This window comes from Ruegeria sp. C9 (genome assembly GCF_056537585.1).
Window position 1 is genome coordinate 429,535 of sequence record NZ_JBQFRU010000001.1, and the last position, 15,436, is coordinate 444,970.

Genomic DNA, 15,436 nt, shown 5'->3' on the forward strand with positions numbered 1-15,436 from the left:
CTGGATTCGGTTTTCCCGAATTCGATCTCCTCAGCGTAGAGACGATTCGCATAAATGCAAATTTTTTATACTTCACAAAACTAAGGTTTTATTTATACATTAACCATGAACCTTATGCAGCTCACAGTGTTTCGCGAAGTGATGGAGACCGGCTCTATCTCGCAAACTGCCAAGAAACTGAATCGCACTCAGCCGGCGATTAGCCTTGCGTTGAAAAACTTGGAAAAAACGCTGGGACTGACCCTGTTTGAACGCAAGGGAAGACGCCTGGTTCCGGTTCCTGAAGCGCACTACCTTCTGGCCGAAACCACAGGCATTCTGGACCGTCTCGCCACCATCTCCAGCACAATGGAAGGGTTGATCAAAGGGCATGCAGGCAGCCTGAACATCGCAACGATGCCTGGCCCGTCCGCCTTTTTGTTCCCGCGTTTCATCAGCCAGTCGGTCGGTGAAAACCCCGATATTCGCATCACTCTTTCCACCCGCAGTTCACCTCAGATTATGGAGCTTGCAGGGACCCAGAACATCGACTTCGGATTTGCTGATTTCGAACATTCAGCGGGCAAAGAACCGCAGTACTCTGCCGAACTAATCAAAGCAGATTGCTTCTGTGCCATTGACCGCACCCACCCACTTGCTTCGCGTAAGAGCCTGACACTGTCTGATCTGAACGATACGCCCATGGGCGGCTTGCATGCGTCACACCCATTCCAGCGCAAAATCCGGCAGGAATTCGAGGAGGTCGGTGCTGAGTACAATCCGACAGTGACCTGCCAGTATTTTCAGCCGCTCATCCCCTTCGTCAGCTCCGGGCAATGTTGCAGCATCGTTGATCCGCTGACCGTCGTGACCGAGCAAGAATTGAACCTGTCCGACGGAAAGGTCGCTTTTTTGCCATTCAAGAAACCGCTCAGATATGAATACGCGATCCTTGAACCCAACCACCGGCCGCCGTCTCAACTGGCTTTAAAGATCAAAGCTGGATGGAAAGCCGAGGTCTTAAAAATGTTGGAAGACGTGAAGGCGAATCCTCACACAGAATGGATTTTCCAGGCCGGGCGTGAGTAATACTGATCGGCCCCAATGAGTTGATCTCTTGATCGCTCGAAGCGATTTACAGCGTCAAGTTGATTTGAGAAGATCGACGGCTGGTCGGAATTCACTGATTTAGCGTAACGCAGTTTTCGGTCGGCACCGATGACGCACCAACCATCGAGTATTCATACGAATTGTTTCAAAGGAGCGTTTCAACCGTTTCAGATGGCTCAACAATTACCCCTTTTGGACACAATTTTGTCCCAAAATAAAATGTAATTGCACTCAATAGTTATCAATGTGGCATGATCATGATGCTTGTCGTCCAAATACCGGCGCTTAACGAGGAGGAAACCCTTGCCGAAGCGATCGCGGCAATTCCCCGATCGATTCCTGGCGTCAGTAAAGTTGAAGTACTGGTCATCGACGACGGCTCCACCGATCGGACCGTTGAAGTCGCCTGGAATGCCAAAGCTGATCACGTTCTGGAAATGAGCAGCCATGTCGGCCTCGCCCGTGCGTTCAGTGCCGGCATCGAGTATGCGCTTTCTTTGGGCGCCGATGTGATCGTCAACACCGATGCAGACAATCAGTATTGCGCAGACGACATTCCCGCCCTGATTGATCCGATACTGAAGCGTAAGGCACAAATCGTGGTCGGCGCTCGCCCGATCAGAGAGATCGAGGGCTTCTCGCCGTTGAAGAAAACCCTTCAACGGCTGGGCAGTTGGGTCGTGCGACTGGCAAGCAAGTCAGAAATCCCTGATGCGCCCAGCGGATTTCGCGCCTATTCCCGAGATGCCGCTGCCCGACTCTGTGTTGTCAACACTTATACCTACACTCTGGAAACCATCATTCAGGCCGGACGCAAACATATCCCGATGACCTCGGTGCCTGTTCGGGTCAACAAGGTAACACGCCCGTCTCGTCTGTTCAGAGGTATCGGAGAGTATGTCACCCGCTCAGCAAGAACTATTCTGCGCGTTTTTGTGATCTATGCACCATTGAAGTTCTTCCTGACGCTTTCGGCATTATTCGCCTTGCCTGGCTTAATCGGGGTTGGGCGATTTCTCTATTATTACGCGACAGACGGGGGGGCCGGGCATGTTCAGTCGCTGGTTCTGTCCGGTGTGCTGCTGGCAATGGCCACGATACTGTTCGCCGTTGGTATCCTGGCCGATCTTATCGCCACCAACCGTAGTCTGCTGGAAGACATCCGGGCCCGAGAGTTGCTGCGCGCGCCGATTAGACCTACTGAAGTAATTTCCCTCGACCCGGTCAGGGCGGTAGAGAATGGATAATCCGGCGCTAGGCGATCAGCGAAACGCCGGATTGGTAGGGGCTATCACTCTTGATCGAGTGGTACGTGCGAGCATTGTCGTTGTCTTCGTGTTTATGCTGGTGCTGGCGTATACTCACAATGTGAATTGGGACGAATTCTATTTCCTGTCACATGTCCATGCCTTCCTCGACGGTCGATTGGACCGTCCAATGCAGACCTTCTTCGTGCATGGTTTCACATGGCTCGATGCGCTGCCGGGTCATGAGATGGAACAGATATTTGCAGCCCGGCTTGTGATGGTTGCATGCGTCGGGCTGACCACAATTTCTGTGCACCATATCGCCCTGTATTTTACCGAACAGCGATTTGCCGATATCGCTGCTCTGGGTTTCCTGACTTCAGGCTACGTTTTGGCCTATGGCGCCAGTTTCCGTGCCGATCCCATTGCTGCGGCGTTACTGACTTCTTCGATTGCAATCTTGCTGACCACGCGCCTGTCTGTCTGGCAAACACTGGCGGCAGCGCTTCTGAGCGCTCTGGCCGTACTGGTTACGATCAAATCGGCACTCTATCTGCCCGCATTTCTGGCCGTGCTGATATGGAGGATCGAAGATCGAATAGCGGTACGGCGCATCACTATCACGGGTATCTTGGCGGCTGGCATTTGCGTGTCATTCTACCTCTGGCATGCGTCTGGCCTTCGCGTCGCCGAAGGCAACCAGACGGCAAACAATGCAAAGGACGCGCTGAATACGACGCTGTTGAAAAGCGGCATATTCCCACGATCAACTGATTTCATGAGTTGGGCTATGCTCAGCCTCCCACAGATCATTCTCGTGGGGATCGGACTGTGTGCCGGTCGGAATGCTCGGCGGGTTCTGCTGATTGCGCTCTTTGCTGCACCGCTCCTCTCGGTGGTGATCTATCGCAATGCCTTTGTCTATTTTTACCCCTTCGCTACCCCACTCCTGATGGCAGCCGTCGCGATCGGAGCACAGAGGCTTGGATCATCACGACGCTCGGCACAACTGGTGATGGTGATGCTTGCGGGGCTTTTTGTCCAGGCAGCCCTAGCAATGCAAGATCGTGCAGGAAACCAACGCGCCACTATTGCGGAAATTCATCGCCTTTTCCCAGATCAGGTCGCCTATATTGATGACAGCCACATGATCGCAAGTTTCCCGAATCCTGGTTTCTTCATGTCAGGCTGGGGCGTTGCACGCTATCAGGCGGCGGGCCAGCCCGTATTTGCCAAAATCATCGCAGAACAGCAGCCGCCTTTGCTCATCGCCAACAAAACTGCTCTGACGCTGACGATGGACCCAAGTTCGGCCAATGGAGCCGAGCCTGTGCTGCTGCCTGAGGACCACAAGATATTACGCGAGTCATATGTGCACTATTCGGGATCGATCTGGCTTGCCGGAGGATCAGTGACGCTGACCGGCGAACCGGTTGAATTGGCACTTCCGTTCCCCGGGAGGTATCGGGTCGAAACCAGCCAGCCAGTACAGATTGATACAAGTGCCGTCGCATCTGGAGACATTCTCAGCATTGTGGCAGAGGCAGTAACAATCAACGGACCGAAAGGTGTTTCTGTCAGGCTGATCTGGGATACTGGTGTGGCGCCGGTCGCACCAGAAAGCTTGGATCGAGAGGTTTATACCGGCTTCCGGATGCTATCGCCATGAATGCCGATATGCCTCTTTCCCCTCGGGTGGTCAGCACCACTCCGATGCCATCTGAGCCCGGCAACAAGCGGGTGATTTTTTGGGGAACATATGATCTTAGCAAACCGCGTACTCGAATTCTCCGAACTGGATTGCAAGAGCTCGGCGTAGAAGTAATTGAAATCCACGCAGAGATTTGGCCCAAACACGCGGATAAAAGCCAGTTGAACATGGCTGTGATGATCCGAGTGTTGTTCAGCGCGCTCTTGGCCTATCCGCTTCTGATCCTGCATTATTTGCGTGCGCCTCGTCATGATGCAGTGATGGTTCCCTATCTTGGCGCGCTCGATACTTTGGTGTTGTGGCCCTTTGCCCTGCTACGTCGGCGGCAGATCACCTGGGACATGTTCCTTTCGCTTTACGACACTGTCGTTAACGATCGAAGTATGGTTGGGGCCAAGTCACTGCCGGGCCGGATGCTTTGGGTCACTGAATGGCTGGCCTGTCGGGCAGCGCATCATGTCTTGCTCGATACGAAGGCGCATGCCGAGCATATTGCACGGATCTTCAATTTGCCTGAATCCAGGTTTGGAGCAGTGCCGGTGGGAGCTGAGCCGGGATCCTTCCAGCGTCTGCCTCCTCCTGCGCGCCACGACGGTCCCACTAGAGTGTTGTTTTATGGACAGCTCATCCCGCTGCATGGGCTTAAAACGATATTGACGGCAGCTACCTCGGATCGAGGTCGCGATATCAATTGGCACCTGATTGGCACCGGGCAAGAGCGCCTATTGCTCGAGACAGCTCTGGTGGATGCGGAGCATAAGCATATCTCCTGGCAGAAGTGGGTTCCCTATGAGGAACTGACTGAGGCAATTTCAAATGCCGACATCTGCCTCGGCATTTTTGGCGCCTCTGGCAAGGCTGCGTCAGTGGTGCCGAACAAGGTTTATCAGGCGCTGTTGTCAGGGCGTTCAGTGATCACCCGAAGCTCACCTGCCATGATCGAAACATTCGGCACCGAAGCTCTCGGGGTGAAGCTTATCCCTCATTCAAATCCCGAAGCGCTGCTGGATGCCATCGCTGAATTGAGGCACGAGGGCTATCCGGTAATGCCTGAAGACAAACTGAAAATGGCCCAGCCGCATGAGATTGCGCGGACTCTTTGCGGATACTTGTTTCATTGTGCACCTCAAGCCGGATAAAACTGTGGTCGACATGACTGATACCGCCATAAATTCCGCAGAGCATAGTGCTTCTGCCATCTATCACAGGCACTTTGGCCCGGCCCTGCCGCAATCCAATTGGGTGCCCGCGCCGCGGTATCTTCTAAGGCGTGATCGGGTTATGCGGCATCTCAAAAATCTGAAGCCTTGCAGAGTGCTTGACATCGGGTGCGGACCGGCTGCGCTATTGTCAGAACTGGCAGAACAGGGTTTTGAAGCTTATGGCGTAGATCGTTCGCAGCAAGCCCTTGAACTGGCAGATAAGCTCAACACTCAAGCCAGCCCTATGACACTCTTGGCCGAGCTTGACCCGGATTGGAAAAACTCCTTCGACCTGATCATGTCATTTGAAGTGATTGAGCACTTGGAGCAAGATATTGAGGCCATGAGAGAATGGCAAACTTATCTGAAACCCGGTGGAACAATGATCTTGTCGACGCCTGCGCACTCATCCCGCTGGAATGCGGCCGACGTTTGGGCAGGGCATGTTCGACGCTACAGTAAAGAACTTTTAGTACATTCGGTTCAGGACGCCGGCTTCACCGTCGAAACTGTTGAGTGCTACGGTTTTCCTTTGGCCAATATTATGGAGTATTGGCGTGCTCGGGCCTATGGGCAGATATTAGAAACCAACGCCAAATCTGGTAAAACAGCGAACGACCTTACCAACGAGAGCGGTAGCGATCGTTCCATTGAGCGGCGCTTCTGGCCTGTGTTTTCTTCCATACCCGCAGTCACGGTCATGCGGCTTTTTTTCCAGCTACAACGCCCGTTCCTTAACACCGAATTTGGAAATGGTTTTCTTGTAGTGGCGCGCAAAACTTAAACACATGGCTACCGCCCTGCGCTATATCGGCACCGCTGCTGCCCTGATCTTCATAGGAATCATTCTGGTTCGACACGCAGGAGACATTGCAGTGCTCGACCTCGGTTCAGGGCGCGCCCGTTATGCACTGCTAGGTGGGTTTACCCTTTATGTGCTGTCGCAGCTCGTAGGTGCTGTGGCTTGGGGGGTGACGCTAAACATCTATGACGTTGCCCTACCGCGCACACGCGCTGAAAGTCAGTTAATGGTATCGCAGATCGGGAAATACATCCCCGGCAATGTTGCCCACCTTTTGGGACGTTTCGCCCTCGCAAGGAGTGATGGAGTGCCATACGCAATTATTGCGTCATCTCTGTTGCTCGAGATCGGTTTTCTGCTCGCCAGCGGTGCTCTGGTCGTCGGAATTGTGCTCCTGACCATGCCCGATCTTGTCGCCGCAGTAATTGCAGACCTTCCAGGATCCTGGCTCGATGGACAGATGACAATCATCTTCTTCGGAATTCTGGCCTGCATAGTGATTGGCCAGATTGTGATTTGGCGCAAAGCGGGAAAACCGAAACTTACATTTTCAAAATGCCTGATCCTATTGTTTCTGCATAGCTTCAACTTTTTGATGCTGGGTTTGTCACTTTGGTGTGTCGCACGGGCGATCTACCCTCAGGGTGGTGCCGGTATATTGCAATGCATCGCAATCTTTTCGACAGCCTGGGTCATCGGTTTTCTGATGCCGGGCGCACCCGGTGGTATCGGTATTCGAGACGGAATTATTGCTCTCGGACTTGGCCTTTTCACTGATCAGGGAGTCGGTCTAAGCGCTGCGATCGCGCATCGCGCGATCTCGGTTCTGGGGGATGTAGCTGTGTTTGGGCTTGGCGTAACCCTGCGCCGATATCTAAGCAGTGGTGAGCACGAAGCTGTATAGGCTTATTAATTTGGATCGGGTCAGCCAGACAACTTGAATCGGAGTCTATCGTATCTGAAGGTCGCCATGCGCTGCCTCAGGCGCTAGGGTGCCGTCTTCTATTCGTTTCCAAACATAGTGCGACTTCTGGTGCGTACTACATTCCTTGAGCGCACCCAGCATCGCCCAAAGCCAGGGTTGAGGTCGTTCAAATTTGACCCAAACCTATCGTGAGTTTTCAGCAGGCAACCGATCAATGTGCTTTTTCACAACATCGTTCGAGAGGGTCGCGTTCAGTCGCCACTCACCTAACGGGATGACCGGCTTGTTTGCGGCCTGTGCATCAGGTTCAAAAGTAACAACAATGGTTTCACGCTTGTCGCTTTCATCAAGATCAAGTTGGATCATGAGCCGTGTAACGTTTGAATTCGGATTCTGCATCGCACATTCAGAATTGAATGCCGTTTCGCAAGGATTGGCTGAAAGTTGAGAGAAGGTGGCGTTTGGCGGCGACAGTATGCGCGCGGTTAGTTCTTTCCCATCCTGACGCAATGTGGCCTTGGAGCCATCAACTGTTACCTGCGCTTCGGTATGCATTGTCCACGCCACCCGCCCCCGTTGATCAGGGCTAATTTCATCCTGAACCAACACTGTCGTTCCATCGACAATAGCTATGCCTCGTCTGACCGTTCCCTTTGGCTTTCCATAGGCGTCTGAAAGATCGGCGATTGCAAAATCGAAACCCGGAAACTGCGCCAACTCCTCAACATAGGCCCGCCCCGTTTCGATTTGATTTGCCATGTCAAAGGTCAGTGTATTCTGCCCGATCGTGGCCGTTCGATAATAGTCAAAACGTTTGTCAGTAAAGTAGCCGGGCAATTGGTAATTTCCGAGCCCAAGATCCACCCCCCAACGTACACCGTCGGCTTCAAGCACAAAGGTGCCCGCATCAAGGTCATTGTGATGGCTGCTAAGCGGCCCAGCCTTGAGGCCGATATAGCTGGCCTTAGGGTCATTCCAACCAGACCGCATGGTTACGATCCCAAGCCCTCCAGACCAATAGGATGTTGATCGGGCAGTGATTGGTTCACTATTGCGACGCTGCTGCCAGATCAGCTCAAATGCTGGATGGGAAGACCGCATTTTGCTATTTATCTTAGTGCCATAGCCCGGACGATTGAACCGCGACGCCAACCAGGTCAACACAACAAGGTCAGTGCTTGTATCGCTGTCTCCAAAGTTAAACAGCATGCCAGTTGGCCCAGATGCATGGATCAGGAACTCCCCAAAATCCTCCAACCCTACCATTCTAGAGAGATCAAAATCATGCCCGAGGACGGAAACAAGCGCATCAAACGCCACCGCCGCGTCCCGGGCGGACAAAGCCCCGTACATCGGTCCTTCTGGCCAAGCCCCATCCGGAGCAAACATTGCCAACCCATTTCTAAGTGAAACCTGAGCCTGCTCAATAATATGATCAGCCAGTTCCGGTTCTGTTTCTGACACAACCAGAGCAGCGACGATCATTCCCACATTACAAACGATGTTCCAGTTGAAGGATGCAACGGGCCAGGCGATATCCGCAGTAGCCGTCCCATCAGGAAGCGACGCGGGAACAGATACTGGATTCACCCAGCGTTGGGGGGCGACCCAACCCTTGTCATAATAAAGCGTATCCAGAGCGTAGATTTTGGCGGCTTCTTTCAACCCCTTCTCGACAAGTGCCGATCGAATGATTTGATGATCCTCTTCGTCCAGATTGTCACTAATCCAACTGTATCCGAGCGACACCGCCAATGTGACACGGCTTAATCCCAGAAAGTGTGCGGGCTGCCATGTTTCCAGTTCCGAAAATTGCAAGAGTTCGGTTCTGGCGCGATCGGCATAGCGACTGTCACCGGTCAATCGCCAAGCCAAAGCCAGTGTGGTGAGGCGTTCGACCGGACGTTGTCCAAATCCACGAAAAGCTTCGTGAAGCTGACCATCTCCATTCCGAACTGCCTCAACAATAGTAGGCGATTGCAAATGCGCTTCTGCACTGTCAATCAATGCCTGATAGTCAGCCGCGAACACCTGATCGGCTGCGCGCTGTGTTTCTATGCGCTGGACGATTTCATCCGTTAGAACGACTTGCGGCACTGAGTTTTGGGACAAAGCGCTTGTAGCGCAAAAACAAGCGAAGGACAAAACGAACAAAAAGAAGGCTTTAATCGGATTCACACTTCTAACGGTTGCGATCATGGGTTTCTTCCGCACTGGAAACGCCTGCAACCCGACTCTGCAGCGGTGGCCAATTTCTGTCAAAGACATCCGATTAGTTTGGCTTAGCAAATTGATATGCTAAACGCTCCGCCCGACAGCCTATTGGAGTAATGTTTAAGTAGAGCCGGAAGGACAAACGATAAAAAAGCCAGCCACGAGAACCTAGCGCAAGCGATCCGAGCATTAATATTATGGTCGTATGGCTTGATCACGGAACCGAACCGGAAACGAGGCCAGTGCCCATCGATTTTCATGTGTTTGTTTTCGTTCCCGGCCTAGCGCAGACCGGGAACCACTTATTGGAGTGCCTCAGGCGATGGACATGCCAAGCGCTTCAAGTTGGTCTGTCAGGGCGCTTTCTGCTTCGGCAACCCTGTTCCAGTCATCAGCCGTCAGGTTACCAAGATCCAGATCCTCGGCCTGAACATCCTGAAGTGTAACGGTATGGCCGCCATTTCCGACAACTTCAAAGATAAGATCGCCATCAATTTCGGTGACCGACACATCGCTTTCGCTCAAAGCGTTGAAATCGATGATATCTTCATCGGCATTAAAACCGATGATCTGGGTCTTCACCTCCCAGTTCCAGGTAAGCTCGGCCACATCCGCTTCAGCGCCGAAGGTCACAACTCCTGGTGTTTGGCTGTTTCCGGGTTCGTTGGTTCCACTACCGATATCTGGTTGGGTCGATCCCCCTGTCAGATCTCCGACCCGTGTCTGATGACCGTCTGTCGTCGCCCCGACAGGAGCCTGTGGGGTCAGCAGTATGGTGCGATCAACCAACGTCACTTCGTTCTGGTCAAAGCCAAATGGTACCTCGAGACTGTCCTCCATCACCTGATCAAAATGGTATTCGACCAGACCCGGGTTCAGGTCAGCCTTGGTCACGCCGGTCAGCGTGATGCTTTGTCCGGTCGGCAAGGATGAGATCACCAGACCATCGCTACTGTCCTCGACGCTAATCCGCTCGCGGGTTCCGAAATACAGAAAGCTGATCTTCATCGTTGAAGGATCAAAGCCGTCAATAACTTCGTGCACGCCATATTCGTGGCTGCGAACATAGACTGTGTCAGCATCGCGAGGTCCTACGCCCTGCTCCCAACTAAGAACGCCGCCCATATCCTGACGGAGGTGTTCGTTGCCGACCACACCAAAGCTGTCGATGGTCACGTCCTGGAAGGTGACACCTTGCACGATTTGCGCCGCGTCCGACCATGGGCTGTCGATAACAATCTCGCCGGCCTTGGATTTGGTGACGATCATGCCGTGAACCGACGTACCGCCAAAGTCCAACTCGTCCACACCGGGGCGGAATCCGGTTATGTCGTCAGCGTTGCTATCGGCCCGGTATTTCACCCCGCCCGTGTCTGTATTGCCGGTGATCGCGGGCGGGTTTGACCCGTCTGCATCATAACTGAGGTCATAGCCCTCTCCGTCTCTCGGCGAGACGATAACTTGCCCCAAAGCTGTGGACACTTCGTTCAACACCGTCTGATCCGTGATAGAGAAATTGCTGAGCGAAAGATCGGACAGGCCAAAGCCAGTGAATACGATCTGCTTGGTTACATTGCCCGAGGTCAGCTCAATTCTAACGGTCTGCCCCAGAGCGTCCCCACTCTCTTCGAAAATCGAGAAGTTATCAGCCCCAATGTCCGGTCCGATTTCAATGACATCTCCCATCGCGGGCAGGAAGCCTTCGACCGTCTGTGCCTCGCTGGCAAGGCACAGCATGACGTGCATATGTTGGTGGCTATGGCCACCGCCACCACCATCTCCGCCACCATCGCCACCGCTGGTCGGCATTGAGCCATCAGTGCCTATCAGCCCAAGCACTTCAGCTGCGGCGGTATTGTCCAGAATAGTGAAGTTTGCCGGGCTCAGCTCAGCAAGTGTCACACCGCTGAGGGTCGTGGCCTGGTTATTGGACGGGATCGAGAACACAACCGCGCCATCAACCTCGGCAACCTCCAACGCGTCTGCACCGACCCATGCGATGAAGATCGTATCGGTCGTAGGGTCGAAATCCGGGATCGTTGCATTCGTGCCCCAAGCCCAGTTAATCACCACATCCGCAGTATCTTCTGTGGTGTCAGCAGTCCCGTTGTCGGTTGGTTCCGTGGGTTCCGGATGTATGACCGGTGGGACAACGGGCGGCGACGTATTCCCGTTATCGGTGCCGCCATTTGTATCCGTGGGCAAGACACCGTCGGTGTATACCTTGATAGCGTCTTCGATACTCGGCGCGTCATAACCGCCGAATTGCGAGACATACCGCAGGATCGAAGTACCGTATTCATCGGTGGATACACTTCCACCCTGAAGCAGAGCCAACGTACCCCATGCCCCCCGCAGGTGCGCGGCGGCCATTATGCCAGTGAGACTGAGCGTGACAGAGACGGCCTGTCCATTGTCCAGATAGGTGCGTGTCGTGCCGAGATAGTCGGACAGGCTCTCTCCCTGATAGCCCAGCCCGGTTTCGATGACTTGAAGATTGTAGCCAAAAGCTTCTTGAATCGCGCGCTCCTGCGCTTCGGCGGTTGTGAACTCTGCCAGCGAATTCACCCCGTTCTTACCGGTCCATCTGCCATCCCAGGTGTTCGAAGCCGCGCCATTCCCATAATAGACATCATCGGTGTAATACCCGAGGTCAATTAACAGCGCCTCGCCGAACTGATATCCAACAAAACCAAGCGAGTTCATCGAGCGATAGGACATCGCGTCCCATTCATCACTGCTTAGATCAGACCAGCTGGAATAGCTTGGATAGAAGTCAGCAACGGCCCCACCGGCCCATTGGTTCAGCTGCCAATCCTGAATGATTCCTGCGTCGTATCGATCTCGATCCCAACCAGATTCAAATGCACGCAAAGCGTCGCGAAATTCTTCATATGTTCCATTACTCATCTTGAAACAGACTCCCATCTTGTCGTTGTTTCAGCCCAAGTGTTTCGGCTTTATTAGCCCGATGAATTCAGGCCCAACTTGCGTAACAAGTCAGAAGTTCAGGACACGTTAAGAGTTCATTAACGAATTAATCTGAGCGGATGCGGGCCTAGGCCAACCTTTTGATGCGCTAAAAAACGCTGTACGTCAGTGGGTTATAGCGGGGTTTGAGCAAAAGATAGGTGCAGTTGCGCGAGTCTTCGCCAAATTTGGAATGTCGCAATAATTAACTTTGCATCATTGCCAGATCGAACTGTTAAGAAAGCCTCAGCCGATCCAGACCGGCTGAGGCGTTTTTTTTGTTATCAGGCGATGATCAGAGACCCCAATCCTGTGATTGCTGAGCCGTCAGCTCGCTGATGTGCTGCATGACATCGAAATGCTCATCAACACCCTGTACGCTGATCACCTTTTGGCCATTTGCCGTGACCCAGTGAGTGCTGGAACGCAATTCGATCTGAAGTTGATCCAGAGACGAGATCCCGAACCCTTCCAGATCGATAACAATCGAGTCGTCAGCCTCAAAATCCCGGATCACCTGACCACCATACTGGCTGCCCGGGCCGGTGATGACAAAAGTATCGCTGCCTTCGCCACCGAACATATTGGCAAACCCGGCTTCTGAAGACTGGTCTGCATCAAGGATGATGACGTCGTCGCCGTCTCCACCATTTGCATTGGTGATCATCGCGCCTTTGCGGATCAAGATGGTGTCATTGCCGTCGCCGCCGTTCAGAGTAGCGAACTGATTGAGCGCACCGCCAACAATGTAGTCATCACCAGCACCACCATTCAGGGTCAATCCACCACTGCCGGTGTCGCCGATCATGTAGTCCCAACTATCGGTGCCATCTACGGTAACGAGCTCTTCGCCGACCTCGGCATCAATCCGGTTGCCATACTTCTCGAACCACTCCAGCGTGTTTGCACCAAAGGGCGGTTCGTAGACAACCTGATAGCCTTCTTCATCGTTGCCAACCAAGCTGCGCAGGTCGATGTATGACGGGTCAAATCCGTTCCCGTCATCGTCATAGCGCACGATGATCTCGTCTGTCAGCTTGTTGAACAGCACGATCTGGCCGTTTTCAATGCGGTGATCCAGATCGAACCAGCCGGTCATCCCGTAGGCGTCGAGGTCAATCTCGATACGGTCGCCTTCATTGGCATCGAAATCGGTGATCGTGTTCCCGCCGCCGTTCAGAATGAAGGTGTCAGCTCCTCCGTTACCGGTCAGCACGTCTTTGCCATCACCCGAGGTGAAGACGTTATCGCCGTCGTCGCCGATGATCACATCATCATGGTCGCTGCCATAGATGTTCTCGACGCTCCAGAGCAGATCATAGCCTTCCTTGTCGCGAATCTCGTCATTGAGATCGAACGGATTGGCGCTGTTGCCATGCCAGGCCCAGTAATACTCACCGCTGGCATCTTCCGCCTTGTTGTTCATGTCGACATAGATGCCGCTCAGACTGTCACCATACCAGGCCGTGTCATTGCCTTCTCCACCATACAGCTTATTAAAGCCGCCACCGCCAGCCATGATATCGTCACCGCCAAAGCCGTAGAGAACATCATTGCCGTCATTGCGGATTTCGGCCTCGTTTCCGCCGTGGGTATCGCGCTCGGACGTATAGGCTTGCAGAACGTCGTTGTGGTTTGTTCCCAACTGACGATCCTCGTCATGAAAGCCGACCATCGAAACACCGCCGAACGCCCCGAATGTGACGAACTTGCTGGTTCCAAGACCTGCAAGGTCTTCACTGCTCAGGCCAAGGTCGATCTTTTGGCCCAAGCCATAATGCGCACCATCCGGCCCCGTGATCAGAGCAGTTTCTTTCAACCGTTGAATGAAGGCATCTGTGTTCTGCTGCGAGATACTTGTTGCGCCCGGAAAGATGTTCGACGCCTCATCCCAATAGAAGGTTGTAATCACCTTGAACTTGTTGTCGGCCGGATCAAGCGCGACCAGATCGAATGCCGCGCCATCAACGATCGATGCTTGCAGGTCCAGCGTTACTGGCCCCTCCACGTTGACTGGTACAATGATCTTGTCTTCAAGCGGGTTGAAGTCGAGGATCTCGACCAGAGACACCTTCGGCGGGTTGACGGTTTCGACAACCTGCTCCTCGGTCTTGAACATGTTCTTGATCCCGTCGATCAGGCCTCTGGCAAGGTTGATGAACAGCTTCGCGCCCGGCAGCATCTTGGCGAGTGCCAGATTACCTGCCTCTTCCAGCCACTCTTCGCCCAGACCATTCGATTGGTTATGGTTGGGATCATGAGTTGTTGGTTCAGGCACAGAGCCAATAACGAACGTGTCGGCCCCTTTTCCACCGTAAAGCGTGTCGGCAGAGGTTTCGTCGATATGCCCGGTAAACAGGACATCATCACCGTCACCGCCGACAAGAAGGTCGTTACCAGTACCACCGTACAGTTTGTCGCCTTCATTCCCGGCAATCAGGATGTCATCGCCTTCGCCGCCAACAAGGATGTTCTTGCCTCCGCCGCCAATGATCTTGTCGTTGCCGGATTCGCCGAACAGCTGATCATCACCTTCACCTCCATCGATGTAGTCGTGGCCACCGCCACCATAGATGACATCATTACCGCCATCACCGAACAACTGGTCGTTCCCACGATAAGCGATGATGATGTCATCTCCGTCACCGCCCGAGATATTGTCCCGATGATGATAGTTGGAATAGTAATTCTTGATCGAGGTGCCGCCATCATAGTTATCCCAGTTTTCGGGGTTCCAACCGTGGATGACGTTATCCCCGTCATTCCCTTCGATACGGGTGTAAAGATATGTCCCCTTGCTTTGCCCACTTGAGAGACGGTGCATCAGGTTTTCAAAGCTCACCTCACCGTCTGCCATTTTGTATTCACCACGGGCTTTGACATCGCGGCCGACATAGGTGCCGCTGGTGTCATGCAGATGGGTCCCATATTTATCCCACCAACCGCTGTGGCCATCGCCAGGTGATTTACCACCGATCCAGACGGGAATATCAGGTTTGTTGCTGGCCACAGTCTCGTCGTCCGAGGCTGAATCTTCCCAGACGTAGTCCTGCAATTCGCTGATTTCTTCCGACAGCAGACTAACCGGCGGGATCACGATAGGATCGTCATCCGTTTCACCAAGACCAACCGATATGTTGAGCGTGCTCGCCGAGTTGGGCTGGAATTTTGATTTGCTAACATGTTTCATGTCTTTCCTCCTGTTTCCTGGATGGTCGACACCCGAGGTTCGGGCCCATACGCATCACAGATCATAGGAAAGATGTGGTTTTTCAG

The 15,436-nt window shown here is 53.3% G+C and carries 9 protein-coding genes; 6 read left to right on the forward strand and 3 right to left on the reverse strand.

What is annotated here, in order from left to right; all coding sequences use genetic code 11:
* Positions 1-105 precede the first annotated feature (105 nt).
* The 6 genes from ACR0NE_RS02020 (at position 106) to ACR0NE_RS02045 (ending at position 6,955) form a co-directional block, all read left to right on the forward strand.
* A complete protein-coding gene (locus ACR0NE_RS02020; RefSeq protein ID WP_170511772.1) occupies positions 106-1,068 on the forward strand; it encodes a LysR family transcriptional regulator in 963 nt (320 codons plus the stop codon).
* A 281-nt stretch (positions 1,069-1,349) separates the two neighbouring features.
* A complete protein-coding gene (locus ACR0NE_RS02025; protein WP_480459485.1) occupies positions 1,350-2,336 on the forward strand; it encodes a glycosyltransferase family 2 protein in 987 nt (328 codons plus the stop codon).
* Positions 2,329-4,005: a glycosyltransferase family protein gene (locus ACR0NE_RS02030; protein ID WP_170596458.1), complete on the forward strand. Its 1,677-nt coding sequence runs from the start codon at positions 2,329-2,331 to the stop codon at positions 4,003-4,005. Before ACR0NE_RS02025 ends, ACR0NE_RS02030 begins: the two co-directional genes overlap by 8 nt.
* A 209-nt stretch (positions 4,006-4,214) precedes the next feature.
* Positions 4,215-5,186, forward strand: a complete 972-nt coding sequence (locus ACR0NE_RS02035; protein WP_170596456.1) for a glycosyltransferase — start codon at positions 4,215-4,217, stop codon at positions 5,184-5,186.
* Between the two features lie 13 nt (positions 5,187-5,199).
* Complete coding sequence (locus ACR0NE_RS02040; RefSeq protein ID WP_170422656.1) at positions 5,200-6,033, forward strand: class I SAM-dependent methyltransferase; 834 nt, start codon at positions 5,200-5,202, stop codon at positions 6,031-6,033.
* A 4-nt stretch (positions 6,034-6,037) separates the two neighbouring features.
* Positions 6,038-6,955, forward strand: a complete 918-nt coding sequence (locus tag ACR0NE_RS02045; RefSeq protein WP_170596454.1) for a lysylphosphatidylglycerol synthase domain-containing protein — start codon at positions 6,038-6,040, stop codon at positions 6,953-6,955.
* A gap of 204 nt (positions 6,956-7,159) precedes the next feature.
* Here ACR0NE_RS02045 and ACR0NE_RS02050 read toward each other — a convergent pair whose 3' ends face one another.
* The 3 genes from ACR0NE_RS02050 to ACR0NE_RS02060 form a co-directional block, all read right to left on the reverse strand.
* On the reverse strand, positions 7,160-9,088 hold the full coding sequence (locus ACR0NE_RS02050; protein WP_170596452.1) for a heparinase II/III domain-containing protein: 1,929 nt from the start codon (positions 9,086-9,088) through the stop codon (positions 7,160-7,162).
* Between the two features lie 417 nt (positions 9,089-9,505).
* The gene (locus tag ACR0NE_RS02055; protein ID WP_170596450.1) at positions 9,506-12,100 is read right to left on the reverse strand and encodes a hypothetical protein; all 2,595 of its coding nucleotides are present in this window, start codon (positions 12,098-12,100) and stop codon (positions 9,506-9,508) included.
* A gap of 355 nt (positions 12,101-12,455) precedes the next feature.
* Positions 12,456-15,350 (reverse strand): hypothetical protein, encoded by a 2,895-nt coding sequence (locus ACR0NE_RS02060; RefSeq protein ID WP_170596448.1) that lies wholly within the window; start codon positions 15,348-15,350, stop codon positions 12,456-12,458.
* Positions 15,351-15,436 lie beyond the last annotated feature (86 nt).